At 38.8% G+C, this 25,790-nt stretch carries 26 protein-coding genes, 2 tRNA genes and 1 pseudogene; 13 read left to right on the plus strand and 16 right to left on the minus strand.

Annotated features, from left to right (window positions below; all coding sequences use genetic code 11):
• Positions 1 to 9: 9 nt before the first annotated feature.
• The gene (locus CWB62_RS12765; RefSeq protein ID WP_138528529.1) at positions 10 to 1,392 is read right to left on the minus strand and encodes an amidohydrolase; all 1,383 of its coding nucleotides are present in this window, start codon (positions 1,390 to 1,392) and stop codon (positions 10 to 12) included.
• A 100-nt stretch (positions 1,393 to 1,492) separates the two neighbouring features.
• Positions 1,493 to 2,278, minus strand: coding sequence for a hypothetical protein (locus CWB62_RS12770; RefSeq protein WP_138528527.1), 786 nt, complete (start codon positions 2,276 to 2,278; stop codon positions 1,493 to 1,495).
• Positions 2,279 to 2,529: 251 nt separating this feature from the next.
• On the opposite strand from CWB62_RS12770, the gene CWB62_RS12775 reads away from it, so the two are divergent.
• On the plus strand, positions 2,530 to 2,892 hold the full coding sequence (locus CWB62_RS12775) for a DUF3718 domain-containing protein (RefSeq protein ID WP_138528525.1): 363 nt from the start codon (positions 2,530 to 2,532) through the stop codon (positions 2,890 to 2,892).
• A 68-nt stretch (positions 2,893 to 2,960) separates the two neighbouring features.
• On the opposite strand, the gene CWB62_RS12780 is transcribed toward CWB62_RS12775, so the two are convergent.
• Positions 2,961 to 3,653 carry a hypothetical protein gene (locus CWB62_RS12780; RefSeq protein ID WP_058405490.1) on the minus strand — a complete coding sequence of 231 codons (693 nt, stop codon included), beginning with the start codon at positions 3,651 to 3,653 and terminating at the stop codon, positions 2,961 to 2,963.
• Between the two features lie 124 nt (positions 3,654 to 3,777).
• Here CWB62_RS12780 and CWB62_RS12785 point away from each other — a divergent pair, with 124 nt between their 5' ends.
• Together CWB62_RS12785 and CWB62_RS12790 are read left to right on the plus strand one after the other, a co-directional pair.
• A complete protein-coding gene (locus CWB62_RS12785; protein WP_138528523.1) occupies positions 3,778 to 4,638 on the plus strand; it encodes a fructosamine kinase family protein in 861 nt (286 codons plus the stop codon).
• Between the two features lie 136 nt (positions 4,639 to 4,774).
• Positions 4,775 to 4,978, plus strand: a complete 204-nt coding sequence (locus CWB62_RS12790) for a CPXCG motif-containing cysteine-rich protein (protein WP_058553137.1) — start codon at positions 4,775 to 4,777, stop codon at positions 4,976 to 4,978.
• On the opposite strand, the gene CWB62_RS12795 is transcribed toward CWB62_RS12790, so the two are convergent.
• A complete protein-coding gene (locus tag CWB62_RS12795; protein ID WP_058405487.1) occupies positions 4,975 to 5,601 on the minus strand; it encodes a riboflavin synthase in 627 nt (208 codons plus the stop codon). The two genes, CWB62_RS12790 and CWB62_RS12795, sit on opposite strands and share 4 nt — an antisense overlap.
• 128 nt (positions 5,602 to 5,729) lie before the next feature.
• Between CWB62_RS12795 and CWB62_RS12800 the strand changes: the two genes are divergently transcribed.
• The 4 genes from CWB62_RS12800 (at position 5,730) to CWB62_RS12815 (ending at position 8,597) form a co-directional block, all read left to right on the plus strand.
• The gene (locus tag CWB62_RS12800) at positions 5,730 to 7,082 is read left to right on the plus strand and encodes an MATE family efflux transporter (protein ID WP_138528521.1); all 1,353 of its coding nucleotides are present in this window, start codon (positions 5,730 to 5,732) and stop codon (positions 7,080 to 7,082) included.
• Positions 7,063 to 8,124: a DUF3080 family protein gene (locus CWB62_RS12805; RefSeq protein ID WP_138528519.1), complete on the plus strand. Its 1,062-nt coding sequence runs from the start codon at positions 7,063 to 7,065 to the stop codon at positions 8,122 to 8,124. Before CWB62_RS12800 ends, CWB62_RS12805 begins: the two co-directional genes overlap by 20 nt.
• A gap of 114 nt (positions 8,125 to 8,238) precedes the next feature.
• Positions 8,239 to 8,315 (plus strand) — tRNA-Val (locus CWB62_RS12810).
• A 205-nt stretch (positions 8,316 to 8,520) separates the two neighbouring features.
• Positions 8,521 to 8,597, plus strand: a tRNA-Val gene (locus tag CWB62_RS12815).
• A 91-nt stretch (positions 8,598 to 8,688) separates the two neighbouring features.
• On the opposite strand, the gene CWB62_RS12820 is transcribed toward CWB62_RS12815, so the two are convergent.
• Positions 8,689 to 10,704, minus strand: coding sequence for a response regulator (locus CWB62_RS12820; RefSeq protein WP_249310699.1), 2,016 nt, complete (start codon positions 10,702 to 10,704; stop codon positions 8,689 to 8,691).
• A 176-nt stretch (positions 10,705 to 10,880) separates the two neighbouring features.
• Here CWB62_RS12820 and CWB62_RS12825 point away from each other — a divergent pair, with 176 nt between their 5' ends.
• Positions 10,881 to 11,753, plus strand: coding sequence for a gluconeogenesis factor YvcK family protein (locus CWB62_RS12825; protein ID WP_138528517.1), 873 nt, complete (start codon positions 10,881 to 10,883; stop codon positions 11,751 to 11,753).
• On the opposite strand, the gene CWB62_RS12830 is transcribed toward CWB62_RS12825, so the two are convergent.
• Complete coding sequence (locus tag CWB62_RS12830; RefSeq protein WP_138528515.1) at positions 11,750 to 12,082, minus strand: Hpt domain-containing protein; 333 nt, start codon at positions 12,080 to 12,082, stop codon at positions 11,750 to 11,752. The two genes, CWB62_RS12825 and CWB62_RS12830, sit on opposite strands and share 4 nt — an antisense overlap.
• 374 nt (positions 12,083 to 12,456) lie before the next feature.
• On the opposite strand from CWB62_RS12830, the gene CWB62_RS18875 reads away from it, so the two are divergent.
• Positions 12,457 to 12,822 (plus strand): glycosyltransferase family protein, encoded by a 366-nt coding sequence (locus tag CWB62_RS18875; RefSeq protein WP_235591502.1) that lies wholly within the window; start codon positions 12,457 to 12,459, stop codon positions 12,820 to 12,822.
• Positions 12,823 to 13,103: 281 nt separating this feature from the next.
• Here CWB62_RS18875 and CWB62_RS12840 read toward each other — a convergent pair whose 3' ends face one another.
• The 3 genes and pseudogenes from CWB62_RS12840 to CWB62_RS12850 all read right to left on the minus strand — a co-directional run bounded on the left by CWB62_RS12840 (position 13,104) and on the right by CWB62_RS12850 (position 15,361).
• A complete protein-coding gene (locus CWB62_RS12840) occupies positions 13,104 to 14,507 on the minus strand; it encodes a sigma-54-dependent transcriptional regulator (protein WP_058405482.1) in 1,404 nt (467 codons plus the stop codon).
• 207 nt (positions 14,508 to 14,714) lie between these two features.
• Positions 14,715 to 15,179: pseudogene (locus CWB62_RS18990) on the minus strand (O-antigen ligase family protein); the annotation flags it as partial.
• Positions 15,131 to 15,361 (minus strand): DUF4842 domain-containing protein, encoded by a 231-nt coding sequence (locus tag CWB62_RS12850; RefSeq protein WP_058405481.1) that lies wholly within the window; start codon positions 15,359 to 15,361, stop codon positions 15,131 to 15,133. The gene CWB62_RS12850 and the pseudogene CWB62_RS18990, both read right to left, overlap by 49 nt.
• Before the next feature lie 995 nt (positions 15,362 to 16,356).
• Here CWB62_RS12850 and nirB point away from each other — a divergent pair.
• The 4 genes from nirB to CWB62_RS12875 all read left to right on the plus strand — a co-directional run bounded on the left by nirB (position 16,357) and on the right by CWB62_RS12875 (position 21,684).
• On the plus strand, positions 16,357 to 18,933 hold the full coding sequence (gene nirB / locus CWB62_RS12860; RefSeq protein ID WP_138528510.1) for a nitrite reductase large subunit NirB: 2,577 nt from the start codon (positions 16,357 to 16,359) through the stop codon (positions 18,931 to 18,933).
• Entirely contained in the window at positions 18,920 to 19,273 is a 354-nt protein-coding gene (nirD, locus tag CWB62_RS12865) for a nitrite reductase small subunit NirD (RefSeq protein ID WP_138528508.1), read from the plus strand. The genes nirB and nirD overlap by 14 nt, the downstream gene beginning before the upstream one ends.
• A gap of 10 nt (positions 19,274 to 19,283) precedes the next feature.
• Positions 19,284 to 20,153: a uroporphyrinogen-III C-methyltransferase gene (cobA, locus tag CWB62_RS12870; protein WP_138528506.1), complete on the plus strand. Its 870-nt coding sequence runs from the start codon at positions 19,284 to 19,286 to the stop codon at positions 20,151 to 20,153.
• Positions 20,154 to 20,424: 271 nt separating this feature from the next.
• Positions 20,425 to 21,684 (plus strand): nitrate- and nitrite sensing domain-containing protein, encoded by a 1,260-nt coding sequence (locus tag CWB62_RS12875; protein ID WP_138528504.1) that lies wholly within the window; start codon positions 20,425 to 20,427, stop codon positions 21,682 to 21,684.
• A 72-nt stretch (positions 21,685 to 21,756) separates the two neighbouring features.
• Here the strand turns inward: CWB62_RS12875 and CWB62_RS12880 are convergent, their stop codons facing one another.
• The 7 genes from CWB62_RS12880 to moaA are packed head-to-tail and all read right to left on the minus strand — an operon-like array spanning position 21,757 to position 25,759.
• Positions 21,757 to 22,401 carry an MOSC domain-containing protein gene (locus CWB62_RS12880; RefSeq protein WP_138528502.1) on the minus strand — a complete coding sequence of 215 codons (645 nt, stop codon included), beginning with the start codon at positions 22,399 to 22,401 and terminating at the stop codon, positions 21,757 to 21,759.
• Entirely contained in the window at positions 22,402 to 22,881 is a 480-nt protein-coding gene (gene moaE, locus CWB62_RS12885; protein ID WP_138528500.1) for a molybdopterin synthase catalytic subunit MoaE, read from the minus strand.
• Positions 22,881 to 23,174: a MoaD/ThiS family protein gene (locus CWB62_RS12890; RefSeq protein WP_138528498.1), complete on the minus strand. Its 294-nt coding sequence runs from the start codon at positions 23,172 to 23,174 to the stop codon at positions 22,881 to 22,883. The genes moaE and CWB62_RS12890 overlap by 1 nt, the downstream gene beginning before the upstream one ends.
• On the minus strand, positions 23,152 to 23,622 hold the full coding sequence (moaC, locus tag CWB62_RS12895) for a cyclic pyranopterin monophosphate synthase MoaC (protein WP_138528496.1): 471 nt from the start codon (positions 23,620 to 23,622) through the stop codon (positions 23,152 to 23,154). Before moaC ends, CWB62_RS12890 begins: the two co-directional genes overlap by 23 nt.
• A gap of 1 nt (position 23,623) precedes the next feature.
• Positions 23,624 to 24,163, minus strand: coding sequence for a molybdenum cofactor biosynthesis protein B (gene moaB / locus CWB62_RS12900; protein ID WP_138528494.1), 540 nt, complete (start codon positions 24,161 to 24,163; stop codon positions 23,624 to 23,626).
• Positions 24,160 to 24,786 (minus strand): molybdenum cofactor guanylyltransferase, encoded by a 627-nt coding sequence (locus tag CWB62_RS12905; protein ID WP_138528492.1) that lies wholly within the window; start codon positions 24,784 to 24,786, stop codon positions 24,160 to 24,162. Before CWB62_RS12905 ends, moaB begins: the two co-directional genes overlap by 4 nt.
• A gap of 1 nt (position 24,787) precedes the next feature.
• Positions 24,788 to 25,759 carry a GTP 3',8-cyclase MoaA gene (gene moaA / locus CWB62_RS12910; protein WP_138528490.1) on the minus strand — a complete coding sequence of 324 codons (972 nt, stop codon included), beginning with the start codon at positions 25,757 to 25,759 and terminating at the stop codon, positions 24,788 to 24,790.
• Between the last annotated feature and the right edge of the window lie 31 nt (positions 25,760 to 25,790).

The raw sequence follows: 25,790 nt of genomic DNA on the forward strand, positions 1-25,790 counted from the left end.
GGGTGCTCCTTATTTTTGACCTAACATGAAATCACTGGTTGCTTGATAAGTGCTATCGTTTCTATCGTAAACCTTTGCACCATCAACAAACACTTGCTCAGCTTTTGCGTAAACGCTAAACGGGCTTTGGTTCCAAATAACCACATCGCCTTGTTTACCTGCTTCAAGCGAGCCTGTTTTATCGTCAATACCCAATGATTTCGCAGCGTTAGTGGTGATCCACTTAATTGCATGCTCTTCTGAAATATCAAAGCCATTTTCATTGGCGCGATACATCACTTTAGCCGCTTCTTGATTTAAGCGTTGAATAGTTGTGTCTGAATCTGAGTGAACTACGGCACACGAGTTTTTAACCGCATCCACAATGGCAACGTTTTCTTGAACCATGTCGTAAGCTTCCATTTTAAAGCCCCACCAGTCTGGCCACAATGCAGCACACGAACCATTATCAGCTAATAAATCGGCAATTTTGTATGCTTCAATACCGTGATGAAAAGTACCTGCGTGATAGTTAAATTCTTTTGAAAGGTCAATCATCATTGCCATTTCTTCAGCTTTGTAACAGTGATTGTGTATCATCACTTCGCCTTCAAGCACGCCACGTAATGTGTCGTACTTTATATCGCGATTAGGTACATCTGGATTTTTACCTGCGGCGTATTCTGCATCGTACTTATCCCAGGCTCGTTTATATTCTTGAGCACCAATCCAAGCCGAACGGTAACCAGCCATATTACCCATACGTGTTGAAGGCAATACGCCCTTACGGCCGTATACGCGTTTTGGGTTTTCACCACATGCCATTTTTAGTCCATACGGTGCATCAGGAAATTTCATTCCTTGCATTGTATGCGCAGGCACGTTTTTAAGTGTTACACCACGTCCGCCAAATAAATTAGCAGAGCCCGGTAAAATTTGAAGTGACGTAATACCGCCTTCACGTGCACGGTTAAATCCTGGGTCTTGTGGCCAAACAGAATGCTCTACCCACACTTCAGCTGTATTTGGGCTAGTCATTTCGTTGCCATCTTGGTGTGATTCTACCGATGGATTTGGATACGCACCTAAATGAGAATGTACATCAATAATACCTGGTGTTACCCATTTACCTTGTGCGTCAATCGTCGTGTCTGCTTTTGCAGCTAAGTCTTTACCCACTTGTAGTACTTTACCATCAACTAATAATACATCAGCGTCATCTAAACGTTCGCCAGTCCCGGTCAGAACAGTCGCGTTTGTAATGAGTGTACTTGATGTTGAAATTGGCGTGTAAGTGCTTGGGTAAGGATTTTTATTGATTGTAATCTTATCATCTTGCGGGCCATTTTCTTGGCAGCCTACAAGTGCAGCGGCTAGGCCAACGGCTAATAAAGAGGGAGCAAATTTATTCATGTTTTTGGGTTCTCCTGTTTTTTTAATACTTTAGCGAATGCTTGGGCATAAAGCTAAAAAAACAGGTGAAAACGCGGTAAATTAAGATGAATTTACGTGATTATTTTTTTATATAATTGTTATAAAGCTTTTCTAGCGCGCCCTGCGTGGTGAGTGACGGATCTTTACTGATAAAATGCTTAACCGTGCGGGTTACAAAATCTGAATTTTGCTTATGCAATTTAGAAAAATCTTTAATAAGGGTATTCCCATCTTTAGCCGCGGTTACTTTGTCGTGGCGGTGACGGTACTGACTAAGGGCTTTGTTAAAATCGCCGTTGTAGTCTTCAACTAAAATTTTATAAAAGTCACTTTTTTGCACATTTAAAACAGTAATGCAGTAATTCAGTGCGTCTTTAAAATCGGAAAACACCTTTCCTTCTACATCAAACTCTTTGGTTTTTTCGCGTACTGTGACACTGGCCTCTTCAGTGGCGTAACTAAAACCTGTAAACGCTAATCGCTCAGCGGCTTCTTTTCCTAATTTCATTCCGGCCTGAATACTGTGAGCAAATTCATCACTCATGTCACTTAATTCGTTTTCTTCCCACATGTTGTAAACACGCAGTGCTTTAGCGTATTTGTTAGACAACTTTTTTTTAATTTTTGTAAAGCGCTCATCAATAGACATAAGTCGTTCGTTATGTAACAACGCATAGCACTCATAACAAGCAGGAATTGAAATAAAGTCGGCATCCTCGCCTAAGTCAATAATACTTTGCAACATGTGAAGAGGTGGACAATGATCTCGCTCAGTTGCTTCGCAGCCACAATAAAAACACTGGTTAAAATGTTGTTGTTCGCATGCATAGGCTTGCTGGTAATAACTGGCTAACGCTTTACTCACTGTTTATCCTAAAAATCTTCACGTTTATTTATGAGGCGATAATACCAGCCTTAAAGAATATGTCAGTATCAATAAAATTATTTTTATAAAAGTGTGTCAAAAAACACACTTAAAAACATGTGTTTTCATGAGCCTAAATATAAGTGTGTACATTACACATACTTGCTTACAGCTTGTTGCGTTTGATTAACAGCTTTTTTAATTAGTTAGTCAATAATTAGCATGCAACCGCAAACAATGAGGAAAGTAAAATGAACACAGTTAAAAAGGCATTATGTACAACACTTGTTATTGGCAGTGCAGCGTTAGCAGCACCTGTATCAGCTGCACAATTTGTAGCAGCCGACTCAACGCCAGGTACGCAAATTTGTATGGCTGTAGCGTCTAACAAAGCGTATGTACTTCGCAAAGCACAGCAATCGCTGAACGTTAAAAAAAGTATTATTAGCAATAAACTAACGTGCAACAACCTGCCAATGGGTGATTTTGTAGCGCGTTATAATTTAGATAAAAGTGCTAACTATTTAAATATTGAAAGCAATACACGCACTTCAATTAAAGATTTGGCAAATGTGTCGTTACCGGACGTCGTTGTTATTTCATCTCCGCAGTAGCATGCTTGAACTTTATAGCTAAGCAGGCATTACTGTAACCTGCTTAGTTTTATTGTTTACCTAATCGCTCAAAGAACACCCGCTAGTAAACCAAATAAACCGCCAAATACTCCACCCCATACAACCAGCCAACCTAGGTGCTCTCGTATCATTGTTTGAATGATTTCTTTCACCATTTTAGGGGTTAATTCATCAAGGCGTTCATCAACCAGTTTAAGTACTGTGCTGTGTAATCCTTTAGCACTATTTCCTTGTGAAAGCGTTTGCGTTACTAACGCTTTAAAGTCCTCTGTTTGAGAAATTTGTGCCAACGAAAGTTGCATTTTTTCTATAAATTTTTCACGCATTGGCTCTATTGCAGCGGTGCCTCCAAACATACCCAGCATGCTACCAAATTGCGATTGCTCTATTACCTCGAGTAAATTATCGAACGCAGGGTTTAGATCAACATGGCTAATTATCGGTTCAAAGTCGATATTAGGCTGCGCCTTATTAAGTAAATTATTAATTTTTTGCTCGGAGAAAAACTCTGTAAGTATCAGGTTCCGGATAGCAACTTTAAAGCTCTCAAACTTAAGCGCAATAACGCCAGAGCCATATAAAAACGGAACCTTTTCAAATAACATATGAATAGCCAGTAAATTGGTCACTGCGCCAGACAGCGCAAATAATCCCACCGACAAAACCACTGGTTGATCAAACATAAACCCTGCAGCTACACAAATACTTGCTAGTAAATTGGTTATAAAACTTTTGTTCATTTTTGCTCCATTACAATCCGCATCACTTTGTGCGACACATTCGTTAATTTTACAACGTTTAGTTTGTTATATTAATCCCTTTTTGCCATAGTTTAAGTGTCTGTATAAAATACGAGCAATTGTTATGTGGAAAGCAATTAACGAGCACATTAGCCAAGCAACAAATACTGAGTTTAAACACACACAAAAGCGCCAACTGCAAAGCACAACAACCGATAAATATTTTCATATAGGCAATGGCACGCAAAACTACTTTGTTAAAATTGCACTCAAAAGCGAGTTTGAGCGGCTAGAGAGTGAATCTAGAGGCTTAGAGTTGCTCGCTAATAATAGCTTTTTTACTGTGCCTCGCTGCATTACAACAGGTGCTAACATTGAATACTCATTTATTGTACTTTCGTGGTTAGTCCTTGTTAAGCAACCCCATAATCAATGGCAAAAAATGGGTACCCAACTTGCTCAAATGCATCAAAAGCATGACCAAGCAATGTTTGGTTTTGATATAGATAATCACTTAGCCACAACCGTTCAACCTAATCGTTGGCATAAAAAATGGAATGTATTTTACGCCGAAGAACGCATTGGCTGGCAATTACAGCTATTAGCTGAAAAAGGCATTCAATTTGCTGATCCTGAGCACATAATTCATGAAGTTAAAGCGCAACTGCATAGTCATGTTGTGAGCCCATCTTTGTTACATGGTGATTTTTGGCGAGGCAACCTAGGTTTTTTGAAAGAGCAGCCAACGGTGTTTAACCCAGCTTGTTATTATGGTGATCGAGAAGTAGATATCGCCATGAGCGAGCTATTTGCCCCACTACCCGACGCATTTTATGTTGCCTACAATACGCAATATCCACTTTTGCCAAGCTACCAAAAACGTAAACTCATTTACCAGCTATATCCTATTTTAAACCATGCAAATATATATGCTGGCCACTATCTTACTGAAGCTAAACAACATATAAATAAGCTTATACAATAAGTGTAAATAAACTGTCATAACACGCCAAACAGACTATATTTAAAGGGTTCTAAGGAGTTGAGTTTTACGTCGTTAAGCCGTGTTTAGAATAGAAACATTCCAAGCTCTGCTTAAGTTATCTGTAATTGGAGTGATTATGAAAGACTTTTTATCACAACGTATCAGCTGCCCGTTTTGCGGACACCACATTCATTTAGATTTAGATGCAAGCATGGGCGATCAGGACTACATTGAAGACTGCACTGCCTGTTGTAACCCAATTCATTTAAATATGCATATAGATTATGCAAACAATAAGTTAGAGCTACACGTAGACAGTGACGACGAACAAATTTTTTAACCCTGATGACGCAGGTAGTTTTCAACGGTGTTAACAATAGTGTAAGTTTGCTGATCCACCTCTATATTAAGCTCATCACCCACTTGCGCTTTACCTAAATTTGTAATGGTGAGTGTTTCTGGGATTAGGTGCAACCAAAAGCCCTGCTCGTCAATCTCGCCTACTGTTAAGCTGGCACCATTAATGGCGACAAAGCCTTTATACAGGACATATTTTTGCCACTTTACAGGTAAGCTTATCTGAATTTTGCAGTTACTTTGGGTATTGATTATTTGATTTATTTTAGCCGCACAGTGAATATGTCCCGATACAATGTGCCCACCCAGCTCAGTACCAAAAGTAACAGAGCGCTCGTAATTTACTAAACTGCCTAGTTCAAGAAGCCCTAGGTTAGTTAATTTAAGTGTTTCGTCAATCACATCAAAGTGAACTTGCGCCACCACATCTTGATTACTTAGCTCAACTTTTACAACCGTTAAACAACACCCATTAATAGCAATACTGGCTCCTAAATCTAAGTGCTTAACGTAATCATCGCTCACCGACACCACTAAACGTAACACTCCTTCATTATGGGTTTTAGACACCACAGTAGCCTGAGTTTGCACTATACCTGTAAACATAAAATCTCGTTTAATTATGACAAAGTAATAGTTTAACGTATCGAATTATAAAATCATTCACTCCTGAGATTTTTATTTCAAAGACAATAGATTACAATTAAAGTCTTACTCATTAAATAGCTGTTTTTATGACCTTTTGTAATTGGGAAGCGAAGCGTTTACTTTCTCTCGCGTTACCTGTTTTTTTAGCGCAAGTTACCCTTATATTGATGTCGGTCGTCGACACTATAATGGCAGGTCAAGTCAGCCCTACCGATCTGGCAGCCCTGTCTATTGCGACAGGTATTTGGAACCCGCTACTTTTAGCGCTGCAAGGTATTTTATTAGCACTTACTGGCATTATTGCGCAGTTTGCCGGCGCGAATAACAAAAAAGGCATAAGCCACTATTTTCAACAAGCTTTATACCTAACCGTTTTACTGTGCATTGCAGGCTTTAGTATTGCCTACTTGGCCAACATTATTATATTACAGCTAGATACAAGCCCAGCTATTGCTAACTTAGCCTACGACTATATTCATTTTGTTAAATGGGGGGTATTTGGATTTTTATTCTTTACCACCTACAGAAATATGACCGAAGGCATGGGTATGACAAAACCGGCCTTTTATATTAGCTTACTCGGGTTAGCCGTTAATATTCCTGCTAACTACATTTTCATAAATGGTTTATTTGGCCTTCCTGTCTATGGGGGAGCTGGCTGCGGTATAGCAACCGCCATTGTTTTAACGGTAATGGCATTCGCACAGGTCACTTATTGCCAAATGAGTAAAAAAATAGATGCCAAAGGGCTGCTCACACCGTTTGAAAAACCAAATATAACGACTATCGCCACTATTACAAAATTAGGTATTCCTATCTCTTTGGCTACTTTTTTTGAAGTCACACTCTTTGCGTGTATTCCACTATTTATTGCTCATTTAGGCGCGGTTGCTGTTTCAGGGCATCAAATTGCAGCGAGTGTTACCGCGTTACTGTTTATGATGCCGCTGAGCCTTTCTATTGCCATTAGTATTCGGATTGGGAACTTGTACGGCCAAAACAAGTATGAACAGTTAAAAATAGCTGTATCGACAAGTTATCTACTGGCTGTATTAATCGCACTGTTTTTGGCGTTTATAACGTTTATAGGCCGTGATGTAATCAGTGAGCTATACACAGACAGCCCTGCTGTTATTGCCCTTGCCACTTCAATTATGGTTTTAGCCTGTATTTACCAATTGCCCGATGCCCTACAAGTTGCAGCAAATGGCATTTTAAGAGGGTTAAAACACACGGCTCCTATTTCTTACATCACGTTTATTTCATATTGGTTAATCGGCTTTAGCTTAGGCTACGTATTAGCAAGAACAGACATAATAGTACCAGCAATGGGGCCGCACGGGTTTTGGATTGGTATAATTGTCGGGCTCACCGTCGCAGCCATACTCTTAATGCTAACCGTTAGTAAGCGCTTTAAACATGAACCATTTATTAGCTAACACACTCAATTTACATTATATAAAGCAGTTAGTATCAGTATGTATATTACTGATACTAGCCACTACTGTGCTTACAGCTTGTACAGAAGCTCCTAGTAATATAAACAACACTTACATAGAACGCCTTGAAAATGTAACCAATAAAAAATCTGAAGACCTGCCATCGCTAAATTCACTAAAGTTAAAGCCGTTAACCAAACTCAAAAACAATAAAAAAACACTGGGTATAGTTGAGCTTGCGGGGATCAGTAGTTGTAACTTAAATGTGGTGATAAGTGAGCACAACAATCAACTGGGTAAGACAGCCACCGCTGCAGGGCGTTTAAAATATCAAATAGACTTTATTCAAAACGCCAATAGCTGCTTAGCCTCGCTCGAAGAATCCTCAGCAACGTATAAAAAAATTAGTGAAGCAAAAAATCAAAAACAAACTAATTTACTTTATTACTTTAATGCAGCTCTTTTGGAAGAGTCGGAGCTAAACCGCACATGGTCGCTAACCGCTTCCGAGTTAAATAAAGAACCCGCGGGCTTTAGCGATACAATAGAGGCTATGCAAAAACTGACTGCTATTAAAGCTCAATTAGCACAGTCTCAATTTGACGAAATAAACGCAGATGCAATATATCAAGCACTCGAAACGCTTAACAAATACAGGTTTAATCAGTCCTTAATCAAATCTGTAAGGCAACAAGTTCGACTAAATCAATCTGCCACTAATTTAGTTGAAAATATAGAGCTAAATACTCTTTGCCCTAAAAATAAAAACAAAGATAAAGCGAAAATTATGAATAATATTTTTCAAAAATATTATTTGTCGCAAATACAGCCATATCAGGCACAACTTATTGGTTTTCTTGAAGTACTTCAGCCTTTATTAAACCAGGTTTGGTATAAAGAGCCAGTAACAACAGATGCTATTAATGAGCTACTTGCACCCCACTCTAAAACAAATTTATTAAATCAGTTAAAAAGCTCAGCTAAACAGCATGTTATTTGGTGGCAAGAATTTTATAAAACGTGTGAAATCAGCCCAATATGAATAAAAAAACGGCAAATAAACTTAAAAATACGAAACGTGCTTGATTCGACCTCCCCCACGCTATATATTAGCGACCGCTGGTGATTATTTTCATAAGCTTATTAAATGTAAAATACGACTGTAGCTCAGTTGGTTAGAGCACTACCTTGACATGGTAGGGGTCGGTGGTTCGAATCCACTCAGTCGTACCAATATTAATGAAACGTATAATTAAAGGAAAGAGCACTACTTACTCTTGGCCACCCGGCTCAAGGCTCAGTAACTCGAATCCCTTAGTCGTACCAACATTAATGAAACGTATAATTGAAGGAAAGAGCACTACCTACTCTTGGCCAAAGGGTCAGTAACTCGAATCCACTCAGTCGTACCAACATTTAAGAACCCTAAAAAAATTGTACGACTGTAGCTCAGTTGGTTAGAGCACTACCTTGACATGGTAGGGGTCGGTGGTTCGAATCCACTCAGTCGTACCAATCCAAAAAGTATAAATACTTAAAAGCAAATTTCTCCCAACCCTTAACCAATTAGCCTAAAATCAATTAATAAGATAACTGGGGCTGTATTTTATCGTGGGAATAGCCCTTTCAAGGCGGCTTCGAGTTCTTGAAATTTAATCGGCTTTGTGAGTACTTTGTTCATACCCACCTTAAAGCATGACGCTTTATTGTCTTTTTCTGCATTAGCGGTTAATGCGTAAATTGGTACATCGCTGACTAATTCATCTCTTATATATTCTGCAGCAGTTAAACCATCCATTTCAGGCATCATGATATCCATTAATACTAAATCAAACTTTTTACGCGAAAATAACTCAATAGCCTCGTGCCCATGATTAGCCAAAGTGACTTTATGATTCAGCTTTTCTAAATACGCCTTGATCAGTACTTGATTCGTTTTGTTGTCCTCGGCCACCAAAATTGTTAACGCCGATTGTTTATGTATTACATTATCAACAATATCACTAACATGGGCCTCTTCAAATGGTATTGAAATGGTAAACGTACTGCCTAAACCTAGTTGGGTATCTACTGTTATGCCTCCTCCCATTATGCCTAATAAGTTTTTTGAAATACTTAACCCTAATCCAACCCCTTCACTTTTACGGTTTATACTGTCATTCACTTGGCTAAATGGCTTAAAGATTAAATCTAAATGCTTTTTAGCTATACCAATACCCGAGTCTTTTACCTCAAAAACAAGCTGCTCATTTTGTAAAACTACGTTTAAATTTATTTGACCATTTACTGTGTACTTAAACGCGTTACTAATTACATTAAATAATACTTGGCCTAACCTGTATTCGTCACCAACAACATATTGGGGAATTTGCGTATCGATGTGAGTGGTAAAAAGAATGTCATCTGACTTTTCAACAATATTTAACTGCCCTACTATATTTTCAGTTAACAGCTTTATATCAAATGGTTTTTTTAGACATGAAACCGTGCCAGACTCAATTTTTGAAAAGTCGAGCACATCGGTTATTAAACCGTATAAAATCTCGGTGCTAGAGTTAGCATAATTAACAAGTTGCTGTTGCTCGGGGGTGAGCTCTGTATCAAGTAGTAACTCAATCATACCCATAACGGCATGAATAGGCGTTCTGATTTCATGAGACATCACACTTAAAAATTTAGACTTTGTTTGACTTGCTTCTTCTGCTTTTAAGGTTTGTGCCTGTAGTTCAAACTCTCGCTGTTTTGAATTGGTAATATTTTTTGCAAGCCCCATGTAACCCAAAAAGTTTCCTAACTTATTATAAAGAGGTTTACCACTTAAAATGACCCAAAAATTTTTGTCAGCTTCAACCTCAAATTCAAAATTATGAAAATCGTTGTGCTCCTCAATTAGCTGGTTAAATTGCTGCCATTTTTCTGTATTTTGCTTTTCATTATCTGTAATGATGTGTTCAATTTTATGACCAATAAAAAGCTGATCGTAAACATTCCCAATAGTTTCAATATTATTAATACTTTCAAATACCATTAGCGGGTTTAATCGCCAAAACCACTCTGACCCATACTCTTTAAATAGGCTAGAGAGTGTCGTAAATTTATGTGTAAGCGATAAAGCTTTGTCAGTTTGTTTGGCTAACTTAACGTGATTAATTAATGTATAAAACGCCTGCTGTAACAATATTTTAATTGTGTCTGAACTAATAAATTGCTCACATTGCTGTGCAACTACATTTGTAAAAATAAATATGCCTTTATCAAAGTGTGTGTTCACACTAAATAATAGAGAGTTTTTTAGCTTTAAGGTTTGAATTGAATATAAAATTGAAAATTCGAGTTCTTCAATTTGTTGAGGGTATTGGCATATGGCGTAACCTTGTTCAGCCGTTTGTGTAAACAAAGAACACTCGGACCACATTTTGTCACTAAATTGATCATTAGTCGTCGCTATCGTCTCGTAATATCTATATTTATACCTATTGATAATAATACAGTCAGTATACTTAAGCCGTGACTCAAATACCGCTCTAAGCAAATCCAACAAATCGGCACCGTGTTCACAATTAGCTAAATCTATTAAATGTTTTTGTAAATCAGATACACACAGATGTTCTGTTTTTTTCACACTCATTTTCCTCATCAATATGCATCGCGTTTTGCAAAAAGTAATTTTAAAACTGGCCTTGCTCAATTAAATATAGATTAAAAAACAATATAAATCATCATGTTAATTGTTATAAAACTTTTGGAATAATAAATGCAGTTCACATGTGAAATAAACAAAAACACAAAGGCTCAAAAATGAAAATAGTGTGTATTGGAGGCGGACACGGATTAGCACAGGTTTTAAGCGCTATTAAGCCGATGAGTAGTCACATAACCGCTATTGTCGCAACCACAGACAATGGTGGTAGCACAGGTAAAATTAGATCTTCACAAGAAACTATTGCGCTTGGAGATATACGTCGCTGCTGTTTGCAGCTTGCTGGTAAAAAATCTACGTTTAACGCAATTTACGAACACAGATTTACACAAGGGCAACTTGCTGAACATTGTTTAGGTAATTTAACACTGCTTGGTTTAATGGAGCTAACCGGCTCTGCAACAAAAGCCATTGCGCATTTTAATATTATGCTCGGTAATTCAGAAACCGTTTTACCCATGACAGAGGTACCCACCGACCTTGTTGCTGAACTAAACAATAATGAAAAAGTAATTGGCGAATGTGAAATTGATTCACTAACCTCTTTGCCTAAAAGTGTATCACTATCTGAAGATGTCCCTGCAGGCCCGGGCTGTGTAAAGGTCATTTTAGAAGCCGATTTAATCATTATTGGCCCACGGAGCATTATTACGAGTATTTTACCTGCGTTTTTAGTGGAAGAAATAGCGGCAGCTATTCAAAAAACATCGGCGTGTCGTATTTTTATCGAAAACTCAAAAACAGAAAAAAGCGTCATGAAAAACACTTCAACACCGGGTGTTGATTGGCTTGCAGAACAACTAAGTTTTAAATTATACCATTTAAATATTCCGTCTTCTGCAATTAAAGAAATATTACAGGGTAGTAAAACTATCCTAAAAAACAGAGCCCATTTACACGACATAGATGAGCTAAACAATGTGTTTACTGGGTTGCTTAAAATGCCCATACAATTAAGTAATCATTTTTAAATGTTTTGGATAACAGCTTCTAGCTCTTTAAAGGTTTCTGTGCTTTGTTGTTCTGCTGTTTTTAATAATAAATCGAGCTGTTGTGGAGTATGTTCAACTTTTACGAGTGACTCTATTGAGTTACAGGTATCTCCCAAGCTGATAGCACCAAAACTATAGGCACTGCTTTTAAGGCTATGTGCGCTAATTTCTATCTCACTGACATCCTGTGTATTAACCAAGATTTCAACTGTTTTTTTTGACTCGTTAATAAACGTTTTTAGCAGCTCTACTGCTAGTTCGTTACCAACATCACTTTTAAGCTGTTCAATTATTGAGCAATTAATCATATATATCTTTTGGGGTTAGTTATAAAATTCAACGTTGTTTTATTTGTAGACTCTTTGATGCTTGGTGGTATGGAAACACACCTAGTTGAACTGTCAAAGCTACTCACTAACAACCACATTTGCAGCTACATTATGTTTTACCAGGATCACAAAAATCAAGAATTTTATGATTTGCTTAACCAAGAAAATATAAGGTATGAATTTTTAAAAGGAAACCTAAGTAGCCTACTAAAACAATTAAAAAGCTTAGATTCAAACACCGTTATTCATACTCATGGTTATAAGGCCGTTTAGTATGTAAAATAACTAGGCATCGCTGTATTAGTACCTACTATGCTGGTGAAGCTGATACAGGTAAACTAAAACTTTACAACATGTTAGATAAACTACTTTCCCCTTTATCAATAAACTTCGCCGTCTCTAAACAAATAAAGCATTCAATTAAAAATGCACAGTTACTCGAAAATTTTATCGCTATTAATAAATCCCAAAGTCATAGTAAAAAATTTAAAACAGGCGTTAACATTGTTTTTGTTGGTCGGTTATCATTTGAAAAAGAACCTGATATGTTTTGCAGGTTAGCCGGAAATATGCAACAAGATTTAAACGTTAAGTTTCACATTTTTGGTGATCGCCCTATAAAAGACGAACTACCAAACTTACATAACCTTGAGTACCACGGACTAGTTGAGCGTAATACCATATGGAAAAAAATTGATGTATTACTTATTCGCTCATGAGAAGAAGGACTACCAATGGCACTACTAGAAGCCATATCAGAAAAAATTTATAATTAGCAGCGCCGTAGGTGCTATCCCCTGTATTATTAAACACGGAATTACAGGGTTTTTAATACAAGAAACAAATACACAACACTTTGAGCAACAGGTAGAAAAACTCTCTCACAATCCGAAGATCACACCAATACTATTATCAATAACGCTTACAGGACGCTAGAGGAACGTTTTTCTGGTAAACAGCAATTTAAACTACTCAGGCAAGCGAATACTGGTACATAAGTTTATTCGAGCTCATCCCAGCTTTTAATTTTTCTGTACAATGTTGAAGGGCTCACATCGAGCAGTGATGCCGCTTTAGGCACATTCGATATACATAGTTTTATAACGTGCTCAATGTATTCTTTTTCTGCAAGCCATAGCGGCTTAACTTCGCCTTGAGACGTTGCCATATCAAACGCTGCTGTTTCAATATTTGACGATTGCGTGTTGGTGATTGGTGTTTGTTGCGTCTGACTTTTTGAGCTGACCGGTAATGCGGGTATCATATCAGTATCAATATATTGCTCAGGGTGAAGTACTAAGACATTACGGATCACATTTTCGAGCTGCCTTACATTACCTGGCCAACTGTACTGCATAATCAGCTGCTTTACCCCCTCCGAAATACTTTTATAAGGATGATTTTCTTCCAATGCGAGTTTTTCAAACAAGGCTTCGGCAATTTCGATAATATCGGCTCCGCGCTCTCTAAGTGGTGGCAGCTCTATCGGAATAACATGGAGTCGGTAATATAAATCTTCTCTAAAACGGCCGTTTTCTACTTCAATAAGAGGATCTTTATTAGTTGCACAAACAAATCTAACGTCAACTTTTACTTCTTTTTCACTGCCAACTTGCTGGTAACTCCCTGTTTGTATAAATCGCAGAAGTTTACTTTGCAAATTAATATCCATCTCACACAATTCATCTAAAAACAGCGTTCCCCCGTTGGCCTGCCCTGCAGCACCCACTCTATTGGCAATAGCGCCAGTAAACGCTCCCTTTAGATGTCCAAAAATTTCACTTTCAATTAAATCCTTTGGTATTGCGGCACAATTTAAGGCGACAAAGGGTTGATTAGCTCGATTAGACGCTTGGTGAACAGCTCGTGCGCACAACTCTTTACCCGTACCACTTTCACCTGTTATGAAAATAGTGGCCTTGCAGGCAGACGCCGAGCTTATAATTTTATAAACGGTCTGCATTTGCTTTGAGCTGCCAATCAAATCAAAGTATTTTCCGTTTTCGTATTTGTTTTTATATTGTGTAACGGTTTGCTTTAAGTTTTTAATTTTCAGTGCGTTGTTAACCGTTATTCTAAAGCGCTCTGCTTCTATTGGTTTTTCTAAAAAGTCGCTCGCGCCTAGTTTTATTGCCTGAATGGCTATTTCTTTTGTTGCATTCCCAGTTAATACAACAACTTGAGGCGAATTATCGGGTTCTAACGTCGCTAAAATATCAAGCCCATTCATATCTGGTAGCATAACATCCAGCACTATAAGGTCTGGGTGAACTTTATTTATGATGTCTATGGCTGTTTGGCCGTCACTTGCCACAAGGGTGTTAACACCGGTTGATAGTAAATAAGATTGGTACATCATTGCTAAAGACTGCGTATCTTCAACGATTAAAACTGTGGGTAGCATAAAGAAGTCTCAGTTGGCGAGTAGCTGTTAATTCAATAAGATAGAATGTATGCTTATAATATAGCTATAAAGTCCCACGTAATGCAAATTCAGTTAATTATAATTAATGAGGCGTCATCAATTTCTTTAGAAAGGGTAACTTGTGAGTTTCTCCATAAACAATGTGCAAATTCCTCAGACGTTTGACAACCTTGAAGAATAATTCCACCTTTGATATAAAAAGAAACTTAAAATAGCGGTAATACCCAGTAAGCCGCCTCGGCTCTGTGTGACTATAACGCCAGAAATAGCTAACAACAAACCTACGGCTGCAAATATAGGACGACATTTATTCGCACCTTTATCAAACAGTTCTGCTGCCAAAAAGGACACTGGAAACATCAACACTAACGATAGATCGTTAGGGTCTCCTAATTGCGAGCGATACTCACGAGAAATAGTGACACGTGTTCCCTCAACCTAACCAATGCCATTCATTTTGTTAATTAACGCAGCCACAGCAACCAAAATACCCGAAATCATTATGCCCATTCGCACTAAACTAAAATGCGAAAATCGGATTAACCACCAGCTAATGGCAAATACTATTATAAATACTTTCACTAGCACACCGGCCCAGTACTCTATTGCCATGCCTTTATTAGAGGCGCTAAACACGCAAACGGCAAGCCATTTTCGTTAAGAAAATACAAACCATTGCCTTGCACACTGGCATCGTCTGCATTTGTTACGCTGTATAGTGAAGTATCAAACGCTTCTGTCGGTGCTTGGCTAGGACACGATTCGAATGGTTGACTAAGCACAGCGCACGGAAATGCAAGTAAGCACGCGGTTGCAAATTTGTTTAGTTTCATAATTTAGCCCCTAATGAATTTAGTGTTTAAACCATTGCAGGGTCCGTTCCAAAACTTAAGCTATTGAAAATCAATATGTAAAATATAAACAACTTAAGATTCATGCATCTTGCAATAGATTAAGTTGCATTTTGCAAAATACACAAGCGCGTGTAGAAGAGAGGTTTTTATGTTTACTTATACTTCATGCTCTGGCTTTGTTTAATGAATATGCTTTAATAAAATGATTATATTGAAAGCAGTGACAACTATTTTTAAGACTAAAACAACTAACTGAGGTGTTAGTCTGTGCGATTTAATCTAAAACTCAACGTGATATAAGGGATTAATATGAGCATTATGTTCGATATGTTTTTATGGCTAATAATTGATACGGCCTTTGGTTTTTTATTTTATTCAACCGGCTGCCTCGTGCTAAAGGGAGTCACTTTCGGTAGTTATAAAATGCAATTTAAGGATTTTGCTAGCTTTAAAAAAGGTAAGTCAAATAAAGTCATATCAATTATTATTCTGGGCGTTAGTTTTCATTTAGCTTTGATTACTCTTTTCGTCTGTATAAATAATCAATAACTTAGTGATAAAATCTGTAATCACTAGCCCTAACTTGGGTTCTTATCACTCATGTAATGTGCGCTGTATGCAACGTAGTTTTAGCTTAACCTTCAAACTCCCACCTATACGGTCCTCTATTAAGTAACTTGTGCATTATTAGTCCCAGATACATTTAAACTGCACTAATTAATACAAACCTTGCACCAAAAAAGCACTATATTTGATTCTACTATTTACAAAAAACATTAATAACCCTATTAATCAGTAACTTATTTTTATGGCTAGGTTATTGCTTTAATAAAATACAAGTCCGTTATTTTAACGGCATACATTTAGGTTGTTATGACCACAGGCAAAGAAGCCCGCTCGCAGTTACATGAATTTGTATCTGAGGCGGGCTTTTTTGTTTTTAACATTTAAACCGTCACATTAAGGAATGCCTAATGCAAACCTCGCAAAAAATACTCATTATCGGCAATGGTATGGTCGGACATCATTTTGTTGAGCAAATGCGCCAAAGCGATTACAAAGCAAATATTACAGTACTTTGTGGAGAAGCAAATCTTGCATACGACCGCGTTTATTTATCAAGCGTGTTTGATGGCAAAACAGCCGCCGATTTAGCACTAACAACTTTAGATAACTATCAACAACTTAATATTAATGTGCATACTAAACAGTGGGTTGAAGGCATTGATAGAAAAAACAAAGTAGTAACCACTCAAACTGGCGATCAATACCCGTACGATAAGCTTGTACTTGCTACGGGCTCTTTCCCGTTTGTACCGCCAATTAAGGGGAACGATCAACCCCATTGCCTGGTTTATCGCACCATAGAGGATTTAGAGCAAATAAAAGCCAGTGCCGCAGCCAGTAAAAGTGGTGTAGTAATTGGTGGTGGTTTATTAGGACTTGAAGCCGCAAACGCCATTAAACAATTAGGGCTTGATACGCATGTTGTTGAGTTTGCACCGCAACTTATGGCTGTACAGCTCGACGGGCAAGGCGGCACGCTATTAAAAAATAAAATAGAAAAACTAGGCGTTACCGTTCATACCTCTAAAGCAACCAGCGAAATAGTTAAAGGTGAAACTAGCCGCTTTAGATTAAACTTTTCAGACGGTACGTTTTTAGAAACCGACTTAATTTTGTTCTCTGCCGGTATTCGCCCTTATGATCAACTGGGCAAAGTGGCTGAACTAGAACTTGGCGAGCGTGGCGGTATTATTATTAATAACCAGTGCCAAACCTCAGACCCTGATATTTTAGCTATTGGCGAGTGTGCCTTGTGGGACAAAAAGCTATTTGGTTTAGTGGCACCTGGCTACAACATGGCCCGCGTTGCAGCAAGCCAGCTAAGTGGCGGCGCACTTGAATTTTCAGGTGCCGATATGAGCACTAAATTAAAGCTACTCGGTGTTGAAGTAGGCTCTATTGGCGATGCTCATGCAAAAACACCTAACTGCAAAGAGCTTATTTACCAAGATCCAATTAGAGACTGCTATAAAAAAATCATTCTAAATGAAACCGGCGATAAGCTGCTTGGTGCAGTACTTGTTGGCGATACTAGTGATTACGATACGCTACTTCAGTACATGTTAAACGACATGGACTTACCAGAACATCCTGAGTGTTTAATTTTACCGGACAGCGCTGGCGCACCTTCATTAGCGGGCAGCGCCCTACCCGATACCGCCACCATTTGCTCGTGTCATAACGTGAGTAAAGGCGACATTGTGGGTACTATTGATGGTGGCTCATGCGATTTAGCCGCTGTTAAATCGTGCACAAAAGCAGCCAGTGGTTGTGGTGGCTGTGCCGCTTTACTTAAATCGGTAGTAGATGATGAGTTAGCGAGTCGTGGTGTTGAAGTAAACAACCATGTGTGCGAGCACTTCGCGTATTCGCGCCAAGAGCTACTGCATATGGTTAAAGTAGAAAGCATTAAAACCTTTGATGATTTATTAGCTAAACACGGTAGTGGGCATCATGGTTGTGAAATTTGTAAGCCTGCAATCGCTTCTATTTTAGCCTCAACATGGAATGACTTTATTTTAGAACCTGCCCATGTTGGCCTACAAGATACTAACGACACTTACCTTGCTAATATGCAAAAAGACGGTTCGTACTCTGTAGTACCGCGCATTGCAGGCGGCGAAATAACACCCGACAAACTCATTGTCATTGGCCAAGTAGCAAAAGACTTTAACCTTTATTGTAAAGTGACTGGTGGACAGCGAATCGATTTATTTGGCGCACGTTTAGAAGAGCTACCCGTTATTTGGGGAAGACTCATTGAAGCTGGCTTTGAGACAGGCCACGCTTATGGTAAGTCTCTTAGAACGGTTAAATCCTGTGTGGGAAGCACGTGGTGTCGTTATGGTGTACAAGACAGTGTTGGCCACGCAATAGAAATTGAAAACCGCTATAAAGGGTTACGCTCACCACATAAATTTAAAATGGCCGTGTCGGGTTGTACCCGTGAATGCGCCGAAGCACAAAGTAAAGATATAGGTATTATTGCCACCGAAAACGGTTGGAACCTATATGTGTGTGGTAATGGCGGAATGCGCCCTCGTCACGCCGATTTATTTGCTACCGATTTAGATACAGCCACACTTATTAAATACATAGACCGCGTTTTAATGTTTTACATAAAAACCGCCGACAAATTACAGCGTACGTCTGTATGGATGGAAAATCTTGAAGGCGGCCTAGACTACCTTAAAAGTGTAGTAATAGATGACAGCTTAGGTATTTGCCAAGAGCTTGAAGAACAAATAGAACTTATTACTCAAACATACGCCTGTGAGTGGAAAAAAGCAGTAGAAAGCCCTGAAGCTTCTAAGCGTTTTCGCCAGTTTGTTAATAGCCCTAATCCCGATGACAATATTTTATTTGTACAAGAGCGTAATCAAATTCGCCCAGCTACAGATGCTGAAAAACGCGAACAACTAATTACTCAAAACCGTATTCCAGTAATGGAACTTGAAGAGGAGCAAGCTGATGTCTTGGCATAATATTGGAACAATCGACGACCTAGTTGCTAACAGTGGTGTATGCGCATTAGTTAATAATCAGCAAGTGGCCATTTTTTATGTACCACAAAACACACAAAGCGTGTTTGCCATTAGTAACTACGACCCAATTGGAAAAGCGAATGTATTATCGCGCGGTATTATTGGCTCTATAGAGGGAAAACTGGTTGTGGCTTCGCCGTTATATAAACAGCATTTTTGTTTAGCAACCGGCGAGTGCCTAGAGGCCGAAGCAATACATTTACCGGTTTTTGATGCAAAAATTGAAGACGGTAACGTACTTATAAGCGCCGAGCCGAAAGTAATTAAAGCGGTTGCCTAAGGAGATTATTATGAGCGTGCTTTCTTATTTTTCGGGTATTGAAAATGGTTGGCTAAACAAATTTGTAAATAAACTTACCAATGGCGTTAAGCATACTCGCAAAGGGGGCAAAAACGGCCATGTTTATATTATTGGTGCTGGCCCGGGCGATGCTGAGCTAATTACCGTAAAAGCGCAGCGTTTAATACAATCAGCCGACGTCGTTTTATATGACTGGCTTGTAAGCGAAGATTTACTAAAAACATTACCTAAAACAGCGCAGCGTGTATTTGTAGGCAAACGAGCCGGTATGCATTCAATGACACAGGCCAATATTTGCGCCCTACTCGTTAAATATGCTCAACAAGGGTTAAACGTAGTACGTTTAAAAGGGGGCGATCCGAGTATATTTGCTCGCATAAACGAAGAGGCTGATGCGCTTACAAAGCATAATATTAACTTTGCGATTGTACCTGGTGTTACCACTGCATGTGCGACCTCTGCCTATACAGGCATTCCGCTTACAGCACGTGATGTAGCGCGAAGCGTCACGTTTTTAACTGCCCAATTTGCAGATCCTAAAAAACTACCAAACTGGAGCAATTACGCCTTTTTGCAAGGTAAGAATAATCCAACTTTAGTGGTTTATATGGGCTTAGGACGATTAAAAGAGCTAAGTAGCGGCCTTCAATCGGTAAATTGGCCAAGTACCACACCAATCTCACTTATCGAAAACGCCACAACGAGTGAGCAAAAAGCAATTACTAGTACATTAGAAAATATAGTAAATGATCACCTTAGTCATAACCTGCAAGGCCCTACTCTTATAATTGTTGGAGAAGTAATAAACCATAAAATGGCTATTACCCCTGAGCTTTTAGTTCAAACGGTCAATACTTAATGCAGATTTAATACATAATGCACTTTTCGCGCTTATTTCCTCCCCAGGGGTAAGCGTGCTTTTTTATATACAATGTTAGCAGTGCAATATTCCCTTTTTATGCACCAAAAAGGGTAAATTTGTGTGCTCAAAATAAAGTGATTAATACTTTTTAAATAAAAATATAACCACAAGCGGCTGTTTTAGATTGATTTTAAATTCAATAGTTAATTTTTTTCATGATTGGAACAAGGGTTGCACTTTAAAAACAAAAAAGTGCGGAACAAAACCTATGCAGACAAGCAATCCTCTCACAAAACAGTTTTTACTAGCGGCAAAGTACCAAGAAATTCACGCTTTAAAGCAACTGCAAAATAGCTGTGCCTCGCTCACTAAGCTAGGTGATTTTGTGCACCAGTTACAAAAAGAACGTGCTATGAGCAACATCTTTTTGGCCTCAAAAAGCTTACGTTTTAGCAATGAGCTCACACAGCAAATACCCATTACACAAAGCGCTCAAGATACGTTTTATCATTCTCTTAAAACGACCTATATATCTGATAATGCCGACCCGGGTCATTCAAGGTTATATAATTTAATTACTTACAGCTTACAGGCACTAGACGTGCTACCCGCTTTGCGCCACCAAATAGGCAGACAAAACGTAACGCCTGTACATGCAACTCAATCATTTACGCAACTTATAGCTAGCTTATTAAATATTATTTTAGAAGCTGCTGATGGTGCAAGCGATCCACATGTTACTCGCCTATTAGTTGCTTATTTTAATTTTATGCAAGGTAAAGAATACGCTGGCCAAGAGCGCGCCTGCGGAGCACAAGCGTTTGCTGCGAGTAAATTTACAGAAGATCAAAAAACGCAACTCGCTCATTTTGTTCAAGAGCAAAGCCATAGTTTTTCGTTTTTTAATGAGTACGCAGACGATCATTTACTTAAATGCTATACCCCATTGATAGAGCACCCTGTAAATAAACAAGTAGATCAGCTAAGAAGTTTGCTACAAAAACTTGATGACGAAAATGCACAGCCTTTATCGCAGCTTAGCGAAGTGTGGTACGAAGTAACCACAACGCGTATTGATATTATGCATAAAATAGAGCAAAACATTAGCGATCATTTAATCGACTCTGCTGCAATGCAAATCGCATGTGCACAACGAAAATTAAATTCCAACAAACAAATACTCAATACCTTAGAGCAACAATATATGCCTGCAACCGACGGGCAGCTAGCGCTTAAAAACAATGAACCTACTAATAAAGCGGCAAGTAAGCTCAATAGTAATAAAACCATGTACGACTTAATTTTAGAGCAAAGCCAACATATTAAACAAATTAACCAAGCACTGGTTGATGCAAAACGAGTGATCACCGAGCAAAAAGTGATTCACCAAGCAAAATATATATTAATAGAGCAACTAAAAATAAGTGAGGAGCATGCTCATAAGCAACTTCAAAAACAAGCTATGGATTCACATAGTTCAATTTATGCGGTCGCGAACAAAATAATTGAACTTAATAATGCTAATTAAAGACGGGTTATAGAAATAAATGGGAGTGGCTAGCGATTAACCACAGCCATGAACATTAAAACTGCCTTAAACCTAAGTTGACAGCTTTTTTTTAATCTTAGTTTGCCACTCAAGTGCAAGCTCAGGGACTTCAAGTGCGGCTAATAATACGCTTTCATAATCTGGGTAGTGTTTATCAAAAAACGCCTGAAACAAGGTTTTTACTGAAATATTATGCTCAGCTTTATGCTCAATAGTAACTGCATCCCCTGTTTTAGCAATACCTTGCTCAAGCACTCTAAAATAAACACCCGTGTGATAATACTGAGTAAACAGTTTTAGGCTTTGTTTATTATTAAGTGCAATAGCCAATTTAAAGCATGGCACACGGGGCTGGCTTACTTCAAGCAGTGCGCTGCCAACGCGAATACGAGTGCCAATGTGAATGTTAGCTTCATCTAGATCTGAAATTGTAAAGTTTTCGCCAAAGGCACCTACTGCTAAATCATCATTCTCAAGTCTGTGTTTCCAATAAGCATAATGATTGTGCGAAAACGCATAAACCGCCTTATCAATACCGCCGTGATTGACTAAATCGGCTTGTTCATCACCTATTATATTTAGCTTTTCAATGAAAACAGGCTCATTGGTTGGCGTTTTAAAAATACCGGTTTTGACCTCTTTGCCGTTATGCACAACTGTTTTTATTTTAGAGACATTGGTAGAAATTATATGCATTTATTTAATTGCATCCTGTTCGATACTTTGCCATTTACTCAGTGCTTGCTTGTCGCTTTGTTTAAACTCAACCCAGTTAGATGAATCTTTAAAATGCTCTTTTTTCCAAAACGTAGCGTGGTTTTTTAAGTAATCCATTATAAATTGTGCGCCTTCAAACGCGGCTTGGCGGTGGCGGCTGGTTACGCCAACAAATACAATCTGCTCACCAAGGGCTAAATAACCTACTCGATGAATAATGCTTATGCGAGCAAGTTGCCAGCGTGTTTGCGCTTGCTCGGCTATCGATTGCAGTAGTTGCTCAGTCATACCTGGGTAGTGTTCAAGCTCAAGCGCGATTACGTTATCGTCGCTACTAAATTCTCGCACAAGCCCTGTAAAAGTAACTACTGCACCATCACTTTTGTTATTACTACAAAGTGCGCCATGTTGCTCGCCTACTGAAAAATCCATCGTTTGTACTTTAATGCTTATACTCATTAGCCACCTGTAACAGGTGGAAAAAAAGCAAGTTCATCCCCTGCTTTTACAAGCTCATCGCTTGATGACATAGTTTGATTAAGCGCACACAATACATCACGCTCTTCAAGCCATGCCTGCCAATGCGGGTTTTGCTCAACCAGCATGTGTTTAAACGCTGCAATGCTAAGGGTATGAGCTATATCAACGGTTAACTTATCGCACTTTAGGCGTTCTTTAAGTTGGCCAAAAAAGAGTACATTTACATGCCCTGCAGCTGCATCATTCAAATTAATCTCGCTGCCAGCTGCCATGCTTTCCTCCTGCTTTTTGTGTTACACGCATACCGTGTATTTCCATGAGCGGATCGGCGGCTTTACACATATCAAATAGTGTAAGGGTCGCTACAGATACAGCGGTGAGCGCTTCCATTTCAACGCCCGTTTTGCCCGCCAATTTACAGTAGCTAGTGACTTTAATTTGGCTATTTGCTTCATCAAGTTCAAAATCAACAGCTACTTTACTAAGTGCAAGCGGATGACAAAGCGGAATTAAATCGGCGCACTTTTTAGCGCCCTGAATACCCGCAATACGGGCAACGCCTAGCACGTCACCTTTTTTATTTTGATTAAGCAACACTTGCTCAAAAGCGTGTTTGCTCATTTTAATGTAGGCCTCGGCAGATGCATCGCGCAGAGTAACCTCTTTTAGCGATACATCAACCATGTTTGCTTGGCCGTTTTCGTCTACGTGGCTCAGCATATTATTGCTCTCGCGATTCGCATTTTTTACCAATAGTAATATGCGGGGCAAAGTTACATGGCTTGTGCATTGAGTCTAACTGATCTTTTATAATACCTGTCCAGGCTGTTTTACATGCACCCGTTGAGCCAGGCATACAAAAAATAACTGTGTTATTGGCAAGGCCTGCCAACGCACGCGATTGAATAGTTGAGTTACCTATTTCGCCGTACGAAATATGTCTAAATAGCTCACCAAATCCATCTACGCTTTTATCAAACAGCGGTGCAAATGCCTCTGGTGTTGAGTCGCGCTCGGTAAAACCCGTACCACCGGTTACTAAAATAGCGTGAATGGTGTCATCGGCAATCCACTGCGATGCAACTGCTCGCATTTGATAGACATCATCTTTAACTATGTCTTTATCCGCTAAGTGATGACCAGCCTCGCTAAGGGCTTTAATTAAATAATGGCCTGAGGTATCCGTAATTTCATCGCGTGTATCGCTTACTGTCATTACGGCAATGTTTAATGCTATTTGTGACTCAGTTGTGTGGCTCATAGGGTTCTTCTCAATAAATTAGGTTTGTGTTGGTCAAATTGCTCGTTAACAGCTTTAAATTGCGCCGGTGTATTGGTATTAACAAGTGCGTGCGCTTTATTACATTTTAGCGTTTGCACACCAATACTACGGGTAAACTGTTTAATTGATTTATGACTATTTGCGTTTATGAGTAATTGTTTTAAATGACGTTTAACGCTTTGGGTGTTACGAATATACAGGGGTAACGGTTCATTTTCAAAGTGCCACGCATGTATTTGTGGTTGATTTGTTTGAAAGTGGGAATTATCGCTCCCTGCAGATGCAATTTGCGATAATAACGTGCAAGTAAGCAATGGCATATCAACAGCGGTTACAAGTATATCCTGCTCTGTTGCCATTAAGGTTGAATAAATCCCGCCAAGCGGGCCAGAATCTGGGTATATGTCAGGTATATATTGCCCATTAGCACTTTTTACATTACGACTTATAAGTACATTACTAGCTCCTGCAGCTTTTAATAATTCACATGCATTTTGTAGTAATGTTTTATTTTTTAAAATGAGATTAGCTTTATCGCTACCCATTCTGGATGATTGCCCTCCGGCGAGTACAACCCCTGTAAACACTATTTTATTGCTCATTTTAGCCGCCCAGCATAGCTAAATGGGTTGTGGCGCCCGTTAAGCGCTTATCAAGCTCATGACTAATGGTTTTATTGCCCATTGCTGCTTGAATAGCGTTTACAGTGGCTGGTGTATCTTGCGCATTTAAATGCGGGCGTAAGTCTATTCCCTGCTCAGCAAATAAACATAAATGTAGCTTGCCTAATGACGAAACTCTTAATCGGTTACAGCTTTTACAAAAATCTTTACTGTAGGGCATAATTAAGCCAATTCGGCCCTCAAAATCAGGGTGACAAAACTCCTCCGCAGGGCCGTTTAATTTACCTCTCACTACCTGTAACCAACCTTGTGCTAAAAGCTGCGTTTTAACACTTAGCCCGCTTAAATGATTTTGCTCAAAAAAGGCGGCACCATTGCCTGTTTCCATTAATTCGATAAAGCGTACCGTTACTTTTTTATGCTTCACCCAGTCTAAAAAATCCTTCAATTGGTTTTTATTAAACTGCTTAGCAAGCACTGCATTTATTTTTATATCTTTTATGCCCAGCTCAATTGCCCGGTCTATACCTTTTAGAATATGGGTTAGCTTGTCGTGCCCTGTAATTAATTTAAACATGCTTGGGTTTAAGCTATCAATACTAATGTTGAGCGCATCTAAGCCTGCACTATAAAACTCATCAATTTTATTAAATAAGTTAAAACCATTCGTTGTTATGGCTACTTTTTCTATACCTGGTGTTTTTTTACATAGCTTTATAATGTCGGTTAAATCACTGCGTAAACACGGTTCGCCACCTGTAATACGCACTTTTTTTGTGCCAAGTTGCGCAAACGCATTGACTAAGGTGTTTATTTCGCTTTTATTTAAAAAGTTACGCGGGGTATCGCACTGATACCCGTTTGGTAAACAATAGGTGCAACTAAAGTTACACACATCGGTAATTGAGAGGCGCAAATAGTTAAACTGCCGACCAAATTGATCATTAAGCATATGCTTCCTTGGTGTTTATATTATTTTTCTA

The sequence above is a fragment of the Pseudoalteromonas sp. S408 genome, assembly GCF_005886645.1.
Classification (GTDB): domain Bacteria; phylum Pseudomonadota; class Gammaproteobacteria; order Enterobacterales; family Alteromonadaceae; genus Pseudoalteromonas.